Consider the following 19,753-nt stretch of genomic DNA (forward strand, 5'->3'; position numbering starts at 1 on the left):
AATAGATCATAAAAATAAACTTGATGAATTTTTCATTCGTGAACTAGTTTTAAAGATACAGGGTTATTTTTATTGTTTTAAATAAGCCCGCCATCATTGAACGGAGGTCTTTTGAAATGCAAACGGAATGGGAATTCGAAAGAAAGTTTATGGTCACTTTTGTACCAGAGGGACTATTGGATACACGAACTCCTGTCGACATACGCCAAGGCTACCTATCATGTGAACCCGATAAACACATATGTTTACGAGATGAAGGTGGTAAATTCAGTATGGCAGTGACGCAGGGTATTGGATTAAAGCACAGGGACACGCGTATTGACCTGTCGGCGTCTCAATTTAATGATTTGTGGCCACTCACTCAAAAAATGCGTGTAGAAAAGCAGCGCTATCGCATAGACTTCTACGGCGCGCAATTGGTGATAGATGTATTCACAGGAACGCTAGCGCCACTTAAGTTGGTTGAAGTCGAGTTTGATAGTGAAATTAGCAGTCGTCAGTTTTTACCTCCTGATTTTGCTGATATAGAAGTTACGCACCGCAAGGAGTTCCAGAACATTGCGCTAGCGCGCTTTGGTCTACCAGACAGAATCATTTCCCCTAGTTTTAATGAAAGCTATCGACTGTCAGTATAAGCCTTTGCAAAATTAAGTGATAAAAGTGTAGCTAAGTGATAAAAGTGTAGCGATAAAACACAGCCATAAAAAAAGCAGCCAGTTGGCTGCTTTTCTCTTTAAACGACAACAAATTATAGTGACGCTTTCAATGCTTCTGCTTTGTCTGTTGCTTCCCACGGGAACTCGTCGCGACCAAAGTGGCCGTACGCTGCAGTAGGACGGTAAATAGGGCGCTCAAGATCAAGCATTTGAATTAGGCCGTAAGGGCGCAGGTCGAAGTGCTCGCGAACTAAAGCAACTAGCGTTTTTTCATCAACCACGCCAGTGCCAAAAGTATCAATGCTGATAGACGTTGGCTCTGCAACGCCAATAGCGTAAGACACCTGAATTTCACAACGCTTAGCAAGACCTGCTGCAACAATATTCTTAGCAACGTAACGGCCTGCGTACGCTGCGCTGCGGTCTACTTTTGATGGATCTTTACCAGAGAACGCACCACCGCCGTGACGAGCCATGCCGCCGTAGGTATCAACGATAATTTTACGACCTGTTAGACCACAGTCGCCCATTGGGCCGCCGATAACAAAGCGACCAGTAGGGTTAATGTGAAAACGCGTATTGGCATCAATCCATTCGCTTGGCAGAACAGGCTTGATGATTTCTTCCATTACCGCTTCACGAACCTGCTCGGTTGTGACTGAGTCGCAGTGTTGGGTTGAAAGCACTACCGCATCAATACCAACAGGTTTGTCGTTTTCATATTTAAATGTAATTTGGCTTTTCGCATCTGGACGCAAAAAGTCGAGTTTGCCAGATTTGCGCACTTCGGCCTGTTTTTGAACAAGACGGTGAGAATATGTGATTGGTGCCGGCATTAATACGTCAGTTTCGTCACTGGCGTAACCGAACATTAGGCCTTGGTCACCTGCACCTTGTTCTTCTAAACTCTCGCGATCAACACCTTGATTGATATCAGGTGACTGTTTACCAATAGCATTCAATACAGCACACGAGTCTGCATCAAAACCCATATCAGAATGCGTGTAACCAATTTCTTTTACTGTGTTACGGGTAAGCTCTTCAATGTCTACCCATGCTGAGGTGGTCACTTCACCACCTACTAAAACCATACCGGTTTTTACATACGTTTCGCAGGCCACCCGAGCGCGCGGATCTTGTTCTAAAATAGCGTCAAGAACGGCATCTGAGATCTGATCAGCAATCTTGTCCGGATGTCCTTCAGACACTGACTCGGATGTGAATAAATGCGTGGCCATAAATGCTCCGTAAGCGTTAAATTATCAAAATAGTCGTATATTGTACTAAAACAAGTTATAAATACCAGTCTTTACTTCTAGACGTCTAAAAGTCTCTTCGTTACGAATTGTTGACATAACCCGATCACTTTTGGGGTTATTTCGATACAGAACAAAGAGATTGTAGTATTTAAGGTAATCGGCAGTGTCCAGCGCTTTATAAGCCAAATAGATGTTTTTGGATTTACTTTCGACAATGGCAATGAAAATCCATTGAACTGAAAGGTGGCATGGGTAAGAATACCCCCACATTCAAAAGTGCCTAGAAGTAAAGCAATAGCAGTTAATTGGTGTGCCTTGGTGCTCAAACCAACTTACTACTGCGGTACTTAAAGATACAAAATAAATCAGGAGACAACATGCCCTCTCGTCGTGAACTCGCCAATGCTATCCGTGCATTAAGCATGGATGCCGTTCAACAAGCTAAATCTGGTCACCCAGGCGCCCCAATGGGGATGGCTGATATTGCGCAGGTACTATGGGGTGATTTCTTATCACATAACCCTGCAAACCCGTCATGGGCAAATCGCGACCGCTTTGTTCTTTCAAACGGCCACGGCTCGATGCTGTTGTACTCTTTGCTTCATTTGTCAGGTTACGAACTGCCAATTGAAGAGTTGAAAAACTTCCGTCAGCTACACTCAAAAACACCAGGTCACCCAGAATACGGTTATGCGCCAGGTGTAGAAACGACCACAGGCCCGTTGGGTCAAGGTATAAGCAACGCAGTAGGTATGGCGCTTGCTGAAAAAGTACTTGCAGCACAATTTAACCGTGACGGTCACGACATTGTTGATCACTACACTTATGCATTTATGGGCGACGGCTGCCTGATGGAAGGTATTTCACACGAAACCTGTTCATTGGCTGGCACACTAGGCCTTGGCAAACTCATCGCGTTTTGGGATGACAACGGCATTTCAATTGACGGTGAAGTAGAAGGCTGGTTCACTGACGATACACCAGCACGCTTTAAGAGCTACGGTTGGGATGTGATTGAAGGTGTTGACGGTCACGATGCTGAGCAAGTTAAAGCGGCTATTGAAAAGGCGCAAGCGAATACTGCTCAGCCTACGCTAATTTGTTGTAAAACCACCATTGGTTTCGGTTCGCCTAACAAAGAAGGTACCGAGTCTTGTCACGGAGCACCACTAGGTGAAGATGAAATTGTTGCTACTCGTGAAAAGCTTGGCTGGAGCCACGGTGCGTTCGAAATCCCAGACGATATCTATGCGGGCTGGGATGGTAAAGACAAAGGTTCAAAAGCAGAAAGCGCATGGAACGATGCCTTCGCTGCCTATGAAGCTGCTTATCCAGAACTTGCTGCAGAATTCAAACGCCGTGTTAATGGCGAACTGCCAGCAGACTTCAGCGATAAAGCTGATGCAATCATTGCTGAACTTCAAGCAAACCCACAAAACATTGCTTCACGTAAAGCATCACAAAATGCACTGAACGCATTTGGCCCATTACTACCAGAACTATTAGGCGGCTCAGCCGACCTTGCAGGTTCTAACCTGACCATTTGGGAAGGTAGCAAGGGTGTTGAAGCAAACGATGCATCAGGTAATTATATTTACTACGGCGTACGCGAATTTGGTATGTCTGCCATGATGAACGGTATTGCTCTTCACGGCGGTTTTAAAGCATACGGTGCAACCTTCCTAATGTTTATGGAATATGCGCGTAACGCGGTACGTATGGCAGCACTAATGAAGCAGCCTGCTATTTTCGTTTACACTCACGACTCAATTGGTTTGGGTGAAGATGGCCCAACGCACCAGCCGGTAGAGCAGGTAGTTGCACTACGAGCTACGCCTAATCTTGATAACTGGCGTCCGTGTGACCAAGTTGAATCGGCGGTGTCGTGGAAGTCAGCAATTGAGCGTACAGACGGCCCAACAACGCTAATCTTTACGCGTCAAGGCCTTGCACAGCAAGAAAGAAATGCTCAACAAGTCGCTGATATTGCGAAAGGCGGCTATGTACTTAAAGATTGTGAAGGTACGCCTGAACTTATTCTTATTGGTACGGGTTCAGAGGTTCAACTTGCAGTAGAAGCTGCAGCTAAACTTACTGAGCAAGGTAAAGCGGTACGCGTAGTGTCTATGCCATCTACTGACGTATTTGATCGTCAGTCTGCTGACTACCGTGAAAGCGTATTGCCATCAAGTGTTGTTAAACGCGTTGCGGTAGAAGCGTTGTCGAAAGACAGCTGGTACAAGTATGTTGGCTTTAATGGCGCGATTATAGGTATGGACACCTTTGGTGAGTCTGCACCTGCAGGTGATTTGTTCAAGCACTTCAACATTACCACTGACGCTGTAGTAGAGGCTGCACTGTCTCTGTAAGAGGTAAACAAATAAGCCTATGGTAAATATTGCCATTAATGGGTTTGGTCGTATTGGTCGCAATGTATTGCGTGCACTTTATGAAAGTGGGCGCAATAACGAATTTAATGTTGTGGCCATTAACGACATTGCCAAGCCAGAAGGCATTGCACATTTACTTAAATACGATACCGCCCACGGGCGGTTCCGTTTTGATGTGGCCTTAGAAAATAACACGCTAAATGTCGCAGGCGACGATATTACACTGCTCGCGATAAGCGATATTAAAGACCTACCCTGGAAAGACTTGGGCGTTGATATTGTGCTTGAGTGTACGGGCAAGTTTGATGACAGAGCATCGGGGCAAGCCCATCTAGATGCAGGTGCCGGCAAAGTGTTGTTCTCCTCTCCGGGCTCCCCCGATTTAGACAATACCGTCATCTTCGGTACAAACGAAGACACATTGACCAGTGAACAAAAATTAGTCTCTAATGGTTCCTGTACCACTAATTGCATTGTGCCCGTCATCCAAGCACTTGATGCAGCCTTTGGCGTTGAGAGTGGTACGATCACTACTATCCATGCCTCTATGCATGACCAGCAAGTCATCGATGCATACCATGAAGATTTACGCCGAACTCGCGCGGCGAGTCAGTCAATTATTCCGGTTGATACACGCCTTGCTGCGGGTATAGAGCGCATTCTGCCTAAGTTTGCCGGTAAATTCGAAGCTATTGCCGTGCGCGTCCCAACCATTAATGTAACGGCTATGGACTTGAGCGTTACATTGAGAAGTAAGGTTACGATTGAAGACGTAAATCGCGCATTAAGGCAAGCAAAAGACGGTCGTTTACACGGTATTTTGGACTACACTGAAGAACCGTTAGTATCAGTAGATTTTAATCATGACCCGCACTCGTGTATCGTAGATGGTACGCAGACAAGGGTCAGTCACAAGCAACTGGTTAAAACACTGGTGTGGTGTGACAACGAATGGGGTTTTGCAAACCGTATGCTCGACACAGCTAAAGTAATGTTCGACGCAAAATAAGCATTGATGCTGCCACGGGTTGGTAGCACCAGCCCGCGCAGCTTTCACAGTTAATTAGAGTGTGTACACCACTAGGGCATGAATAGTCTCATGCACCATAATGGTTCGCACGCTCACCTAAATTTTAAATTAACAAGGAAAGACAATGGCAATTCCAAGCATGAACGATATGGCACTTAACGGTCAACGCGTTCTTATTAGACAAGATCTAAACGTACCAGTAAAAGACGGTAAAGTGACTTCTGATGCGCGTATCAAAGCATCGATTCCTACTATTAAGGCGGCGCTAGAAGCGGGCGCGGCAGTAATGGTGATGTCTCACCTAGGGCGTCCAACTGAAGGCGAACCCGCCGACGAATTCTCTCTTCAACCCGTAGTGGATTACCTGAACGCCGCGTTAGACGTACCTGTAAAGCTTGTGAAAGACTACCTTGATGGCGTACAGCTAAACGATGGCGAGTTAGTTATTCTTGAAAACGTGCGTTTTAACAAAGGTGAAAAGAAAGACGACGAAACCCTAGCGAAGCAGTATGCAGCCCTTTGCGATATCTTCGTTATGGATGCATTCGGTACGGCGCACCGTGCGCAGGCGTCGACTCACGGCGTAGCAAAGTTTGCACCGAAAGCGTGTGCTGGCCCGCTACTTGCTGCAGAATTAGATGCATTAGGTAAAGCGCTAGATAACCCTAAGCGTCCTATGGTAGCAATTGTAGGTGGTTCTAAGGTATCAACTAAGCTAACTGTACTTAAATCACTTGCTGAAAAAGTTGACCAGTTGATTGTAGGTGGTGGTATTGCTAATACCTTCATTGCAGCGCAAGGCCACAATGTCGGTAAATCACTCGTTGAAATGGACTTGGTTGAACAGGCCACGCAATTGATGAGCGAAGCGCAGGCAAACGGCGGCAATATTCCTGTACCGACCGATGTTGTAGTGGGTAAAGCGTTTGATGAAAATACAGAAGCTACGCTTAAAGTAGTGTCTGACGTCGCTGACGACGACATGATTTTCGACATCGGCCCAGACTCATCAAGAGCGCTCGAAGACATCATCAAAAATGCCGGAACCATTGTGTGGAATGGTCCAGTAGGTGTATTTGAATTTGAACAGTTTAGCGCAGGTACTAAGGCGTTATCTGAGGCGATTGCCGCGAGCGATGCTTTCTCTATCGCTGGTGGTGGTGATACACTTGCCGCAGTAGATAAGTACGAAATTGCAGACAAAGTGTCTTATATTTCAACCGGTGGTGGTGCGTTCCTTGAGTTTCTTGAAGGCAAGACGTTACCCGCTGTCGCGGTACTTGAAGAAAAAAATAAATAGATTAAGCGCGAATAATAATAAAAATGGCTTAATTTGGCGGTATAACCATTACTTACATGCATAGCAGGTAAAGTTATCGCCATAAAAACAAAATGAGCTGCGCTTTTAACAGCAATCATAAGCGCAGCCTTTTAGATCGGCAACGATTTTACTGACGATACAGTGACGTACGTCGGCACATAATTATAAACCCTACACCTGCCCATAGTGGCAGATACAATACGAAAGGAGTGTTGCAATGGCATCACAAGCTCAGCAGGCAATGCTGGATAAATTAAAGACGCAAACCGGTTTTATTGCAGCGTTAGATCAAAGCGGTGGCAGTACACCAAAAGCACTACGTCTTTACGGCATCGAAGAATCTGAATACAGCTCAGATGAAGAGATGTTTAACCTTGTTCACGAAATGCGTACTCGCATTATCACCAGCACCCCTTTTAGCGGCGAACGCGTACTTGGCGCTATCTTGTTTGAAAATACCCTCGACAGAGAAATTGAAGGCATGTCTACTGCACATTACTTATGGCAGAAAAAGCGTGTGATTCCGTTTTTGAAAGTGGATAAGGGGTTAGCAGAAGAGAGTAACGGCGTACAGGTTATGAAACCAATGCCTGGCTTAGATGCATTGTTGGCAAAAGCAGTAGCACAGGATGTATTTGGTACTAAAATGCGCAGCGTTGTGAAACTTGCTAACCATCAAGGCATTAAAGACGTTGTTGCACAGCAATTTGAAGTAGGTAAACAAATTCTAGCTGCTGGATTGGTGCCCATTATCGAACCAGAAGTCGATATTCACAGCCCACAAAAAGCAGAAGCAGAAGCACTGCTTAAACTTGAAATCCTTACGCAGCTTAACCTTTTGAACGAAGGCCAAGAGGTTATGTTGAAACTGACGCTGCCAACAGAAGCGAACTTCTACAAAGAGCTTGTAGATCACCCTCGAGTGCTTAAAGTGGTTGCACTTTCTGGCGGATATAGCCGAGAAGAAGCAAACGCTAAATTGTCTGAAAACCAAGGTATGATTGCGAGCTTTTCTCGTGCGCTTACACAAGGTGTTTCAGCACAACAGACACAGGAAGAGTTTGAAGCCACATTAGATGACGCTATTGAAGGTATTTACCAAGCGTCTAAGTCTTAACACTCATAGTTGTCGCTAAAGGGAAGAGAAACACTCTTCTCTTTAGCTTATAGTTAGGCTTTTAGCGGCGCAGTCACTGAGCAGTAAAATCAAATTGTTCAAAAAAGCCGATAGCCTCTTCTTTATCAAAACTAATCTCCCTCTCTTCTATAGCGCAAAGCGCGTCCTTCACATTGTCAAAAAAGGCGAAAGGAACTTCAGCTAGTTCGTAACACATGCTTATTTGCTGCTTAATGGTAAGCATAATATCGGTATCAAGGATCACCACAGCCAAAAACGATAGGCCGCGACGTTTTCTTATGCGAGTTTGTTTTACAAAAATGTCGAAAGTAGATGGTGGCATAATACTTTCACCGTATAAGCAGCTTAGTTGTGCCCAAGGTGTACTTTCATCAATTTGAGATATGTTAGCCGCCATTCGTACTACGCCGTTTCGCATGGTTTCGTCGTTCCATGGACCTCTTCCAGAGAAAAGTAACAGTTGGCGTGTGACACAAGTTTCGAACTCACCATGTTGATTGTTCATTCAGCTTACTTCGCTTTCTGATCATACTAAAACGTTAGCATGTGCAATCAACTGCGCAACTATCCATTGGGCTAATAAACCTTCTATCGTCTTTCTCTGTAAGCTCACCGCTTATTGCTAACCTCATTAATTTATTCATTAATATATGTACTGATACAACAAGTCTTGAACAATAATAACAAATAGGGTTTTTATGAGCTCGATAGTAAATAAACGCACTGAGGCACATCGAAATTTGTCTTCAGTTTTGGCCAACTATATTGCGGGCATCGCACTTAGTACATGCGCATTATCCACAACACTGGCTTTTGCCAGTGATGATGCAATACGTGCAGATGAGAGTAATGTGGTAACAAAGCATTACTTCCAATCTGAAGATATTTTCAATCTTGAGTACGTTAGCGAGGCGCGCGTATCACCTAATGGTGAGCACGTGGTTTATGTCCGTCGTTCTAATGACATAATGACAGACAGCACGCGCTCAAACCTTTGGCTAGCCTCAGTTGACGGAAAATACCATCGTCCGCTTTTGTCCTCTAAAAAAAGCTACTACTCGCCGCGGTGGTCACCAGATGGTTCACGCTTGGCCTACTTATCAAATGAAGAAGGGAAACCGCAGCTTTATATTCGCTGGATGGATACCGGGCAAACCGCTTTGGTTACCAATGTTACCTCTTCACTTGGCAATATTACCTGGTCGCCAGACGGTAAACATATTGCGTTTACAATGAGTGTGGATGCTAAGGAAAAGCCGTTAAGCGTTAATATGCCTAAAAAACCCAAAGGGGCAAAGTGGTCTCCGTCGTTTGAGTATATTACCAAAGCGCGCTATCAAGCTGATGGACGGGGTGTATTAGAACCTGCGTATACACATATTTTTGTTGTACCTGCTGACGGAGGTACCGCGCGACAGTTAACTTCTGGAAACTATCATCACAGTGGAAGCTTAAGTTTCTCACCTGACTCAAGCACCATTTACTTTTCTGCTAACCGCAGTGACAACTGGGAATATGAGCCAGTTGAAGCAGACATTTATACGGTGAATATGCGTGGTGATATTACGCAAATAACCAACTTCAAAGGGCTTGAAGCGTCGCCAGTAGTTTCACCTGACGGCAAGCACGTTGCATATGCACGCCGAAGTGATGAAAAGGTGATGTACAAAAATAGTTATCTGTATGTCATGAATGCCGATGGTTCTGAACATAAAAACCTGACTGAACAAATAGATAACACCGTATCTAATTTTCAGTGGAAAGATAACAAGCATATCTATTTTCAGCAGTCGGTAAGAGGTCTAGCACAAGTTGATCTAGTGTCATTGTCTGGCAAGGTGAAAAGTGTTGCCAAAGGGCTAGGTGGCACTACTTTGGGCAGGCCTTATGTGTTTGGTACTTTCCACGCACACGATAATGTTGTTGCGTACACCAAAGGACGCACCGATCGTCCTGCAGATCTGTACATTAAAACCAGCAAAGAAAAGCAGCTTACCGCACTAAATGAAGATGTACTTGGACACAAGACATTAGGCGAAGTCAAAGAGATAACCTATACATCGTCTATCGATGGCGAAACCATTCAAGGCTGGTATATTCTCCCGCCTGATTACGATAGTTCAAAGCAATATCCGCTGATTTTAGAAATTCATGGTGGACCTAACTTAGCTTATGGACCTGTGTTTACCGCTGAACTCCAGCGTATGGCAGCCGAAGGTTATATTGTATTTTATGATAACCACCGCGGCAGTACGGGATATGGCGAACGCTTTGCGTTATTGCTGCAGGGTAAATATAGCTCTAAGTATGATTTTGCGGATCACATGTCTGGTGTGGACGCCTTAATTGAAAAGGGGATAGTTGATCCAAACCGGTTGTTTATTACGGGGGGCTCTGCAGGTGGCATCGCATCAGCTTACGCTATTGGCTTAACGGATAGATTCAAAGCCGCAGTTGTAGCAAAACCGGTCATCAATTGGCTATCTAAAGTACTTACCGCCGACTCGGGTCTGTATCAAATTCCTTTCCAATTTCCGGGCAAGCCATGGGAAAACGTAGAGCATTATTGGCAGCGCTCGCCACTTTCTCTTGTTGGTAATGTTACAACTCCCACTATGCTAATTACGGGTGTCGAAGATAAACGCACGCCAATGTCTGAAACTGAGCAGTTCTACCAAGCTTTAAAACTTCAAAAGGTAGAAACGGTTTTAGTCAAAGTGCCTGAATCATCTCATGGCATCGCAGCAAAACCGTCGCGCATGATTGGAAAGGTGGAAAATATTTTGGCGTGGTTCAAAAAATACGACCCAAGCCAAGCGCCTGATGAGCAAGAAGTCAAAAACTAACTATTTTGGCAAAACAGCATTTAGTGCGTTGATGCAAAGGGGGCGCTACCAACAGGTTGAAGCCCCCATTTTTGCATAATGCGTTGATATTCACCGTTCTCTTTCAGTGTAGCAATCGCGTGCTTAATGGCATTGGCTTCGCTTTCCCCTGTTTTCATGCCAGTAGCAACGTGTAGCTCGGCGCTCAATGGTGCTATAGTCAACGCGCTACTCACATCATTAGGGTTGAAACCCGCGGCCTCAATTTCATAGCTGCCTGTATCTATAGCTGAGACCACAAAATCGATACGTCCGTGAAACAGCAGTTTCCATAAGTGATGTGGCTCACTCACCAAAACAAGATTCTTATTTTCTTCAAAGCCTTGTTGCGCTAAATACGTCGCCGAACCATAGCCTCGAATAGTGCCTACGCGAAACGCTTTTGCTTGGTCAATATCAGACACTACAAGATCTTCACGGCTTTTGAGGCGAATAAGCGATGCGTTGACATGACTTATTGTGCCTAGCCACTCAAATTGTGGCTCACGCTTGGGAGTTTTAAGAAGGGTAAGTAGCACCATATCGGGTTTGGTGAGTGTTTCTTGATAAGCTCGCGCCCAAGGCATGTGTTCTAACGAAGTCGAGAACGGCAACAGTGGAGCAATGGCCTTAGCAAGGTCAACGCTAGCCCCTTTCGTTTGTCCTGAATCATCTATCCAGTAAAAAGGCGGTGTCACTTCGCTTAAAAAGCAAATGTGTTTGGAAGAGGCATTAACCGATGTACTCACACAGGCAAGCAAAAGAAGTGTTAATAGACGCCTTACTATACCGAACTGCAATATAATTACCTGTAGCTCTACAAAACATAACGAATAAGATGAGTGACCTCATCTGCCCTTTATGCTCTCACTATTTAGTCTATTAAACAAACAAATTAAGCGTTAATCTGGCAACTGATGCAGCTGAGCAATATCGGGATAAATATTTAGCTGTAAATCCAATAACTTCCAGTACTGACTTTCTCTAACTAGATCAGCTGAAATAATTGGCTTTTCGTCTAACCATCCATCTGGGAAGGTGATAGTCATACTGCTTTTATCAGATTCAACGGTAAAGTCGGGAAGAAAACCTTCTTGGCGTTTAATATTAAGCAGTACTCCTAACCGCAATAAGGCAATTAAACGTTTTACGGCGAGTTCATCAAATAAGTTAAACGTCGGAAATTCGTTGGTGCGAATCTTCTTTCTATGAAAGCGAACAAGCGTGGCTAGCAACAGTTGCTGCTCTTGCGTAAATCCGGGCATATCGACATTTGCTAAAATGTACGCGCTGTGCTTTTGAATGCCTCGAGAATTAATCTGCATACCGACTTCATGTAGCAGTGCAGCCCAACCTAACATGCTTTTAAAGTCTCGGCCTTTCAACTTCCACGCTTTCTCAACGCTGTTAAACAATGACAGTGTTGTGTTTAGCACCATGGTGGCTTGCGATGTGTCTACGTCGTAGCGGGTGGCTAAACTGCTTGCCGTACGCCCTCGAATATCCGCATGGTGCAATTCGTCTTCCATTTGATAAAGCACACCTTCGCGAAGCGCTGCGGGCGAATACACTAAACCATCAATTTCAAGCGCCTTAAATACCGCAATTAAAATTGCTAGACCACCTGCAATAACAACCCGTCTATCTTCACTTAAATCAGGGTAATTGAGCTTGTCGATGTGACCGGCACTGACAAATTGTTTCATCAGTGTGCGTAGGCTTTTTAGTGTAACCGGAATGTCATGGCCATTGGGACGGTCTTGCTGACATAAGGTGAACAGTGAGCGTATTGTGCCTGAAGTCCCGATACACTGTACCCAGCCTAAGCGACGATACTTGTTATCAATCATCTCAAGTTCTTGCTGTGCAGCAGTTATTGCCCGCTCAAAAGCTTTGTTTTTTAACTCGCCATCGGCAAAAAAGCGTTTAGTGTAACTAACACAGCCCATCTGTAGACTGCGACAAAGTAGTGGGGTAAACCCTTCACCAATAACAAACTCTGTCGAGCCACCGCCAATGTCAATCACCAGCTGTTGACCGTCTGCATGATTAGTATGAGCGACACCAGAATAAATAAGTCGCGCTTCTTCGACACCTGAAATAACTTCGATGGGGTAGGGAAGAATGGTTTTCGCCGAGTTAATAAAGTCACGGGCGTTACGCGCCTTTCTCAGCGTGTGAGTGGCCACAATGCGCACAGAGTCCGGTTCAAAGCCTCTTAGGCTCTCTGCGACCACTTTTAGCATAGAGAGCCCGCGTTCCATGGCCTCGTCTGACAAGACATCGTCGTCGTTCAAGCCCTCTGCCAGTCTCACTTTCTGTTTAACGCGGTGGAGAATTTGAACTGACCCAGCGACAATACGCGCTACCACTAAATGAAAACTGTTCGAGCCGATATCTAAAGCGGCGACTTTATTTACTTCTCGCGTTTCCACGGCATTAAAAACAGATTCGTGCTGGGTCATGTACTTCCTAAAGTTTTTCTTCGAGCTTCTTCAAATAGTCGTAAATCTCTAATTGTGAACGAAGCTTTTTACGGTTACCCCTGCGAACGTACTTGTTGCTCTGATCCTTGTCAATCACACGGGCTTTAAGGGTATCTTTAAATTGTAGCTCCATTATATCAACAATGCGCTGTTGAAGTCCCTTATCGTATACCGGGCAACCAACTTCAATGCGGTTATCCATGTTACGCGTCATCCAGTCAGCGGAAGAGATATACACTTTTCTGTCGCCACCACCTTCAAATATCATCACACGTGGGTGCTCTAAGAATCGGTCAACAATAGATATAATTTCAATGTTGTCACTTATACCTTTAATCCCCGGGTTAAGTGAGCACATACCACGTACAATCCCTCGAATTTTCACACCGGCTTGGCTTGCGCGATATAAATCATCAATAAGCTCATTATCAACAAGGTTATTAATCTTGAACGTAATTTGCGCTTTGTGACCTTGGTTAAGGTGCTGAATTTCCTGACGAATTAACGACTGAATTTTGGTGCGCGCATTCAATGGCGATATTTGTAGGTGCTGAAATTTGTAGCGTCGGTAAGGGTATTGAATAAGGTCAAATACGGCTACGCCCTCGTCAGCCAACTCTTGATTGCGCGTAAATAGACTGTAGTCGGTGTAAATTTTGGCAGTTTTCTCGTTGAAGTTACCTGTACCAAAGTGGGCGTAATTCACCATGCTACCGCGCTCTTCACGGGTTACTATACATAGCTTAGAGTGAATTTTCAGAGTGGGTACGCCAAGTACAACGCGAATTCCTGCGTCGGTCATGCGTTTAGACCATTCAATATTGGCTTCTTCGTCAAAACGCGCACGAAGTTCAACAACTACGGTTACTTTCTTACCATTATCAACAGCGTCAATCAGTGAGTTGATGATGCGCGAGTTACTGGCAACACGGTAGATATTGATGCGAATGGCTTTCACATTAGGGTCAAATGCGGCCTGACGCACGAATTCAGTGAAGTGCAAGAACCTGTGATAAGGGTAATGCAGTAAAATATCATGCGCGGTAATGGCGTCAAATACGGTGTTGTATTTTGAAAATGCATTACTGTCGATAGCCGGGAGTGGCGCATGCTCTAAATATTCTCGACCAACGTTAGGAAAGCCAATAAAGTCTTTAAAGTTGCGGTAGTGACCAGCCGCATGCATGGTATCCAGCTTGGTGATTTTCAAACGTTTACGCAAATCTTGCTGCATATCTTGTGGCATATCATTGTCGTAAATGACACGAACAGGCTCAGCGATAAGTCGCTGCTTCATACTTTCTGACATCTTTTCAACGAAGCTTTCGTCGATTTCTTCGTTAATGGAATATTCTGCGTCTCGTGTCATCTTGAATGAAAAAGCTTCTATTTCGTCAAACTTCACGAAACCGCGAAAAATATCTTCAATACAAAGCTGAATCATGTCATCAAGCATGATAATACTTTTCTTCTTACGGCTTTTCTGAGGAGGAATAAGCATAAAGCGCGACATTTCAGATGTAGGTACCTGAATAACGGCAAACTTTGGATTGCGTTCTACTCGTCTCAGTGCCACATATAAATACACCGAGTTACCGTTTAAGCGGCTCAGTAAGTCAGTTTTTTTGTCAATGAGAATAGGCGCGCGATATGGCGAAGCACTTTGTTTACGAAAAAGTTGCGCACCCACTGCTTTTGATAATCGTCTAAATCGTCTTTGCGCAGAATATGAATATTGTATCGTGCGAGTGCGCGTACAACATCTTTGTGGATCTGGTCGAATTTTTCAGAAAGTTGCACCACTTTTTTCTGAATTTGGGCCATTAGCTCAGTTTGGCGTTGTGCTTCTTCTTCATTACCGTCATTTTGTGCAATGGTAATTTGACGTTTAACGTCGGCGGCACGAACACGATAAAACTCATCGAGATTATTTGAATAGATTCCTAAAAAGCGAATGCGCTCAACAGCAGGGTTATTTTTATCAGCGGCTTCTTGCAATACGCGTTCGTTAAACGCCAGCCAACTCAATTCTTTGGGATAATATAAAACGTCGCTATCCATAATGTCTCAATTTACGTTCATAAAAATGGTCAAAGACTGCCATCAGTCAGTGACACTACTGTGACAGCGCGCACATATTTGGCGCGATGTGCAGCAGTTAACTCACTCTTAGCGCTTAGCGGTTATATCAACTACCAAGTCATTTGCGAGCGCTTCAAGCGCATCTTGTAGCGCGTCGTCATCAAAATCTGCTGGTACGGCTATTTCGGCTTTTGCTTTAAAGATTAAGCTTCCCCAGTTCGGTGCGCTTTCGCAATGAGAGGAAAACGTCACTATGTTCAAATTAAACTGATTGAGTACCGATGTGAGCTCTTGAACGATACCTGTCTTGTCGTTACCCATGACATCAACAGTGAGTTTGGTCGAGTTGGTTTCGCCACTCGTTGCTACTGCAACAGATTGAACAGAAAGATCCTTAATTGAATCTAAAGCGTCGATGAGGTTTTGCTTTTCATCTTCAGATACGTGCACTTCCACAAAGCCAGTAAACATGCCAGCCATGTGAGCAAAGCTGGAGCCTTGCCAGTTGCCCTGATGCTTATAAACACACTTTGCCAGCGAATCTACCAAGCCAGGCTTGTCTTTACCCATAATGCTTATAACTAATGATTGCATGCGGCGCTCCTTAGCGGGTTAAATAAGAAAAACTTTGATCGTCTTCTTGCAGGGTAATACCATAGCGCATCAGAAAGTGCGCATAGGGTATGTGATAAACTTTCACTTGCTATTAGCATAACAAAACTTACACTGCTCACCAGTGCAATTTTCGCCGAATTCTCTTTTAAAAGAAGAATTTCAATAAATAAGAATTATTAATGAGTTTCGACAGCGACAGCATTAACAAAAAGCGCCAACGTAACGACAAATGGTCACGTTATGTTGTTACTGGGTTTGGTGGCCTAGTGCTGCTTACTCTGGTTATTCTTATTACCCATCTTATAAGCCAAGCGTTACCCTTAGCGTACATTCCAAGCCTTACTCCTATTGCTACTCATTCTGTAGACAACGGTCAGCGTATTTTGCGCGCTGGCGATGTGGTTAACGGGCAGCCCATCTTAGTCAGAAAACAGGATTGTCGATTAGGTCTAAGTACGCTTTCAAACAATACGCTTTTAAGCCAACACGACTACATCAGACCCTGTGAGTACGAGCTGGCAACATTAAGCTTAATGGGTGAAAACTTTATTGTAGACGTATCGCCTAACGCACAGGTCAGGATCATGCCTGTTCGCTATTTTAATACGGGAAAAAGTGCGACAGGGCAAAATGATATTGCGGATTTATCGCAGTCTCTGATGACAAATTTTATTGCGTTTGCACTTCCTAAAAAGCGATGGGAGCAGCGAAGCGCATGGCGTATTGCACTGTCTGCCAAGTGGGTTGTGGTTGCTATCGAGCATGCTGACGGACTGTGGGTTAGATGGATAAATCGTCAGCAACCTACCAATGTCATAGACCGCAGCTTTGCAAGCTCCCCCCGCTATCTATTGATGCCTGGTAGCGAAAGCGTATTAATTCAATCAGGTAGCGCATTAATGATAAATCGTTTGCGCGATGAAGGCAGTACACTGAGCAACGCTACCAGAGGTGTTGTTGCGTTTAACAGTGATATGAGGTTATTTGGTTTAGAAAAGCAGAGAACGTTTTTTCTCGCCAATCCCCTTAACCAAACGGTATCGCGTTGGGTAGTAGTGAGAGACGAACTAGGCAGCCGTTTCGAGAAGACTTACGAACTTGTGCTTAACAAAAATGAAAACGTGCTTGATGTAGCTGAGCACGCCAGCATGAACTTGATTGCCATTCTTACCAACAAGCATCGTATTTTGCTTATTAATCGCGTGTCTGGAGAAGTGGTAACGGCACAGAAGATAAAAACGCAGGCCAATGCATTGGCGTGGTATGGCGATAAGCTTTATGGCAATACCGATAACTCACTTACTATCTGGCAGGGAAATGACTTAAGTGGCATTACAACGTGGTCTTCACTATTTAGCCCTCAGCACTACGAGGGGTATCATGACGATGAAACGGTTTGGCAAACTACCAGTGCATCTGACTATCAAGAGGCTAAATTTAGTCTTACGCCGTTATTAATTGGCAGCATTAAAGCGTCGTTATTGGCCTTACTTATCGCCATTCCTGTTGCGATTGGCGCGGCTATTTACACGGCATTTTTCGCTAAGAGCAAGTTGCGCAATGTACTTAAGCCCGCCATCGAACTTTTAGAAGCGATCCCAAGTGTTTTAATCGGTTTTATTGCCGCTATTTGGCTATCGCCTAAAGCTGAGCAATTTTTGTTTTCATTCGGCTTCTTCCTTGTCGTCATACCATTCGTGCTTATCGGTGTAGCGGTAGTTCAACGTCCTGTGGCTGAACTGCTTCCAAAACGCTTTAGACATGGAGCAGAGTTACTCTTTGCGGTGGGCGGCGTGTTTGTTTTAGGTTACATAAGCGTTGAATTAGCACCCTCGTTAATTTTCTCATTGTTAGGCGTTGATGGTTTTACCTTGCTTGCTGCTGAATCAGAAAGTCCAATAGGTAAAACGACAATTGTTGTTGCTCTTGCCCTTGGTGTGGCTATCTCTCCGAGTATTTATTCTCTGGCCGAAGATGCAATTAATGGTGTTCCTAATGACCTTAAATACGCGTCGTTTGCCCTAGGGGCTACCCGATTACAAACCTTGTTGCATGTGGTTATTCATGTAGCGCTACCGGGCATAGTGGCGGCAATCATGTTGGGGTTTGGGCGTGCATTTGGCGAAACAATGATAGTACTTATGGTGACGGGAAACACGCCAATATCTAGCTGGGGATTAATTGAAGGTTTGCGAGCACTTACTGCGAACTTAGCCATTGAGCTTCCTGAGGCGGATGTGTCGTCAGCACACTATCAAATTCTCTTTTTTACGGCTTGTATTTTGTTTGCATTTACCTTTTTGGTAAATACTGCTGCCGAGCTAATGCGTCAACGCATTAAAGGGAGGGTCTTCATTGGCTAATCCTTCTCTTACAGGCTTAAATCCAGTTCAGCGACAATCACTCGTCATCAGTTTAACGGCATTCTTTACGAGTTTGTTGCTGATCGCATTAGTTAGCGTACTGATCCTCATCACTTATCGAGGGACCGCGTATTTTTGGCCAGAGCCTATTTATCGAATCACGATGACCGGCGAAGAAGGACAGTATTCAGTATTGGCCAATGTGTACGACGATGTATCAGACTCTGAAGTTACTCTAAAGTACTCAAATGAGCGTTTCCCATATGGTTCGCAAATGCGAATTGAAAGAAGCGATATGGATGAAATGGTATTGGCATTTAACAGTGCTGAAATCAAACTCAACGATGGCCGAAGAGTGCTTGCGATACCCCAATACATTATTACACCAGAGAACGACCGCGCACCGCTTTCGACACTTGATGCTATTGCAGATGAAGTCGCGCTGATTACCGAACAGATAGAAACGATAAATACACAGCATTTAGCGCCCATTCACGAGGCACTCTCTGAATTTGATATTCGCAATGTTGATGACGATGCGCCAGCCAGAGAAAAATTGGTCGCTACGTTTAAGTATTACCAAACTGAAGTGTTAGGGTATGAGGCAAGGCGCAATGAATATCAGCTTCAGGTTACCTTTGCTGGTGGCAGCAGCTTCTCGCTGCCCATATCCCGCATTCAAGACGTAGATTTTGTAAGCCGACTGAGCACGTTTGAAAAGTGGAAGGTGGTCTTAAGTGAAATTGGGGTTTTTCTAACGGACTCGCCGAAGCAAGCGAATACGTCAGGCGGTGTGTTTCCGGCGTTGTTTGGTACGGTGTTAATGGTGTTTTTGATGACCATTATCGTAACGCCATTTGGCGTGCTCGCGGCAATATATTTAAGCGAGTATGCGCCTCACAATGCGCTCACTACCGTAATACGGGTAAGTGTTAGTAACATGGCTGGCGTACCCTCAATCGTTTATGGCGTATTCGGTCTAGGCTTCTTTGTCTACACCTTAGGTGGCAGTATTGATGAGCTATTGTTTAGCGACAAACTACCTGCACCGACCATGGGGAGTCCCGGTGTGTTTTGGGCGGCGTTAACCATGGCTATTTTGACATTGCCAGTGGTTATTGTGGCGACAGAAGAAGGTTTACGACGGGTGCCCGAAGGGTTAAAAGCGGGAAGTTATGCCTTGGGCGCTACAAAAATGGAAACGATTGTACGAACCATACTGCCTATTGCATCACCGGGGATCATGACTGGCGTAATACTGGCAATCGCACGGGCTGCTGGCGAAGTGGCACCACTTATGTTGGTAGGGGCTGTCAAATTTGCACCAAGTTTACCTATTGATGGCGAGTTTCCCTATTTGCATTTAGATAGGCAGTTTATGCACCTAGGCGTGCTTATTTACGACGGTGCTTTTCACAGTCAAACCGATGGTAAAAGTGCCAGCATGATGTTTGCTGCGTGTCTATTGCTTTTACTGGTTGTTTTTGTACTGAATATACTGGCGGTCATTCTCAGAACCCGCTTACGCAGACGCTATCTCAAAGGATAA

13 protein-coding genes and 1 pseudogene are annotated in these 19,753 nt (G+C 44.7%); 8 read left to right on the forward strand and 6 right to left on the reverse strand.

What is annotated here, in order from left to right; all coding sequences use genetic code 11:
* Positions 1-116: 116 nt before the first annotated feature.
* On the forward strand, positions 117-635 hold the full coding sequence (locus tag OZ660_RS03980) for a hypothetical protein (RefSeq protein WP_274742630.1): 519 nt from the start codon (positions 117-119) through the stop codon (positions 633-635).
* Positions 636-748: 113 nt separating this feature from the next.
* Here the strand turns inward: OZ660_RS03980 and metK are convergent, their stop codons facing one another.
* Positions 749-1,894 (reverse strand): methionine adenosyltransferase, encoded by a 1,146-nt coding sequence (gene metK / locus OZ660_RS03985; protein WP_159623878.1) that lies wholly within the window; start codon positions 1,892-1,894, stop codon positions 749-751.
* Between the two features lie 398 nt (positions 1,895-2,292).
* On the opposite strand from metK, the gene tkt reads away from it, so the two are divergent.
* From tkt to OZ660_RS04005, 4 genes are all read left to right on the forward strand, one after another.
* Positions 2,293-4,284, forward strand: a complete 1,992-nt coding sequence (gene tkt, locus OZ660_RS03990; RefSeq protein ID WP_274742631.1) for a transketolase — start codon at positions 2,293-2,295, stop codon at positions 4,282-4,284.
* 19 nt (positions 4,285-4,303) lie between these two features.
* Complete coding sequence (gene epd / locus OZ660_RS03995) at positions 4,304-5,314, forward strand: erythrose-4-phosphate dehydrogenase (RefSeq protein ID WP_274742632.1); 1,011 nt, start codon at positions 4,304-4,306, stop codon at positions 5,312-5,314.
* 145 nt (positions 5,315-5,459) lie between these two features.
* The gene (locus OZ660_RS04000; protein ID WP_274742633.1) at positions 5,460-6,635 is read left to right on the forward strand and encodes a phosphoglycerate kinase; all 1,176 of its coding nucleotides are present in this window, start codon (positions 5,460-5,462) and stop codon (positions 6,633-6,635) included.
* Positions 6,636-6,873: 238 nt separating this feature from the next.
* A complete protein-coding gene (locus tag OZ660_RS04005) occupies positions 6,874-7,773 on the forward strand; it encodes a fructose bisphosphate aldolase (protein ID WP_202263866.1) in 900 nt (299 codons plus the stop codon).
* A gap of 73 nt (positions 7,774-7,846) precedes the next feature.
* Here the strand turns inward: OZ660_RS04005 and OZ660_RS04010 are convergent, their stop codons facing one another.
* Entirely contained in the window at positions 7,847-8,299 is a 453-nt protein-coding gene (locus OZ660_RS04010) for a hypothetical protein (protein ID WP_274742634.1), read from the reverse strand.
* Positions 8,300-8,492: 193 nt separating this feature from the next.
* On the opposite strand from OZ660_RS04010, the gene OZ660_RS04015 reads away from it, so the two are divergent.
* The gene (locus OZ660_RS04015) at positions 8,493-10,640 is read left to right on the forward strand and encodes an alpha/beta hydrolase family protein (RefSeq protein WP_274742635.1); all 2,148 of its coding nucleotides are present in this window, start codon (positions 8,493-8,495) and stop codon (positions 10,638-10,640) included.
* Positions 10,641-10,660: 20 nt separating this feature from the next.
* Here OZ660_RS04015 and OZ660_RS04020 read toward each other — a convergent pair whose 3' ends face one another.
* The 4 genes and pseudogenes from OZ660_RS04020 to OZ660_RS04035 all read right to left on the reverse strand — a co-directional run bounded on the left by OZ660_RS04020 (position 10,661) and on the right by OZ660_RS04035 (position 15,820).
* Positions 10,661-11,458 (reverse strand): substrate-binding periplasmic protein, encoded by a 798-nt coding sequence (locus OZ660_RS04020; protein ID WP_274742636.1) that lies wholly within the window; start codon positions 11,456-11,458, stop codon positions 10,661-10,663.
* Between the two features lie 102 nt (positions 11,459-11,560).
* Positions 11,561-13,123 carry an exopolyphosphatase gene (gene ppx / locus OZ660_RS04025; RefSeq protein ID WP_274742637.1) on the reverse strand — a complete coding sequence of 521 codons (1,563 nt, stop codon included), beginning with the start codon at positions 13,121-13,123 and terminating at the stop codon, positions 11,561-11,563.
* A 7-nt stretch (positions 13,124-13,130) separates the two neighbouring features.
* Positions 13,131-15,205: pseudogene (ppk1, locus tag OZ660_RS04030) on the reverse strand (polyphosphate kinase 1).
* A 108-nt stretch (positions 15,206-15,313) separates the two neighbouring features.
* Entirely contained in the window at positions 15,314-15,820 is a 507-nt protein-coding gene (locus OZ660_RS04035; RefSeq protein ID WP_159623861.1) for a glycine cleavage system protein R, read from the reverse strand.
* Positions 15,821-16,020: 200 nt separating this feature from the next.
* Here OZ660_RS04035 and OZ660_RS04040 point away from each other — a divergent pair, with 200 nt between their 5' ends.
* Positions 16,021-18,204, forward strand: a complete 2,184-nt coding sequence (locus OZ660_RS04040) for an ABC transporter permease subunit (RefSeq protein ID WP_274742638.1) — start codon at positions 16,021-16,023, stop codon at positions 18,202-18,204.
* Positions 18,197-19,753, forward strand: coding sequence for a phosphate ABC transporter permease PstA (pstA, locus tag OZ660_RS04045; RefSeq protein WP_274742639.1), 1,557 nt, complete (start codon positions 18,197-18,199; stop codon positions 19,751-19,753). The genes OZ660_RS04040 and pstA overlap by 8 nt, the downstream gene beginning before the upstream one ends.

This window comes from Alteromonas sp. 009811495 (genome assembly GCF_028865455.1).
Taxonomy (GTDB): domain Bacteria; phylum Pseudomonadota; class Gammaproteobacteria; order Enterobacterales; family Alteromonadaceae; genus Alteromonas.

What these genes read in the sequence shown, in the direction of transcription:
- OZ660_RS03980 (WP_274742630.1), top strand. Translation starts at nt 117, where the DNA reads ATGCAAACGGAATGGGAATTCGAAAGAAAGTTTATGGTCACTTTTGTA.
- metK (WP_159623878.1), bottom strand. Translation starts at nt 1,894, where the DNA reads ATGGCCACGCATTTATTCACATCCGAGTCAGTGTCTGAAGGACATCCG.
- tkt (WP_274742631.1), top strand. Translation starts at nt 2,293, where the DNA reads ATGCCCTCTCGTCGTGAACTCGCCAATGCTATCCGTGCATTAAGCATG.
- epd (WP_274742632.1), top strand. Translation starts at nt 4,304, where the DNA reads ATGGTAAATATTGCCATTAATGGGTTTGGTCGTATTGGTCGCAATGTA.
- OZ660_RS04000 (WP_274742633.1), top strand. Translation starts at nt 5,460, where the DNA reads ATGGCAATTCCAAGCATGAACGATATGGCACTTAACGGTCAACGCGTT.
- OZ660_RS04005 (WP_202263866.1), top strand. Translation starts at nt 6,874, where the DNA reads ATGGCATCACAAGCTCAGCAGGCAATGCTGGATAAATTAAAGACGCAA.
- OZ660_RS04010 (WP_274742634.1), bottom strand. Translation starts at nt 8,299, where the DNA reads ATGAACAATCAACATGGTGAGTTCGAAACTTGTGTCACACGCCAACTG.
- OZ660_RS04015 (WP_274742635.1), top strand. Translation starts at nt 8,493, where the DNA reads ATGAGCTCGATAGTAAATAAACGCACTGAGGCACATCGAAATTTGTCT.
- ppx (WP_274742637.1), bottom strand. Translation starts at nt 13,123, where the DNA reads ATGACCCAGCACGAATCTGTTTTTAATGCCGTGGAAACGCGAGAAGTA.
- OZ660_RS04035 (WP_159623861.1), bottom strand. Translation starts at nt 15,820, where the DNA reads ATGCAATCATTAGTTATAAGCATTATGGGTAAAGACAAGCCTGGCTTG.
- OZ660_RS04040 (WP_274742638.1), top strand. Translation starts at nt 16,021, where the DNA reads ATGAGTTTCGACAGCGACAGCATTAACAAAAAGCGCCAACGTAACGAC.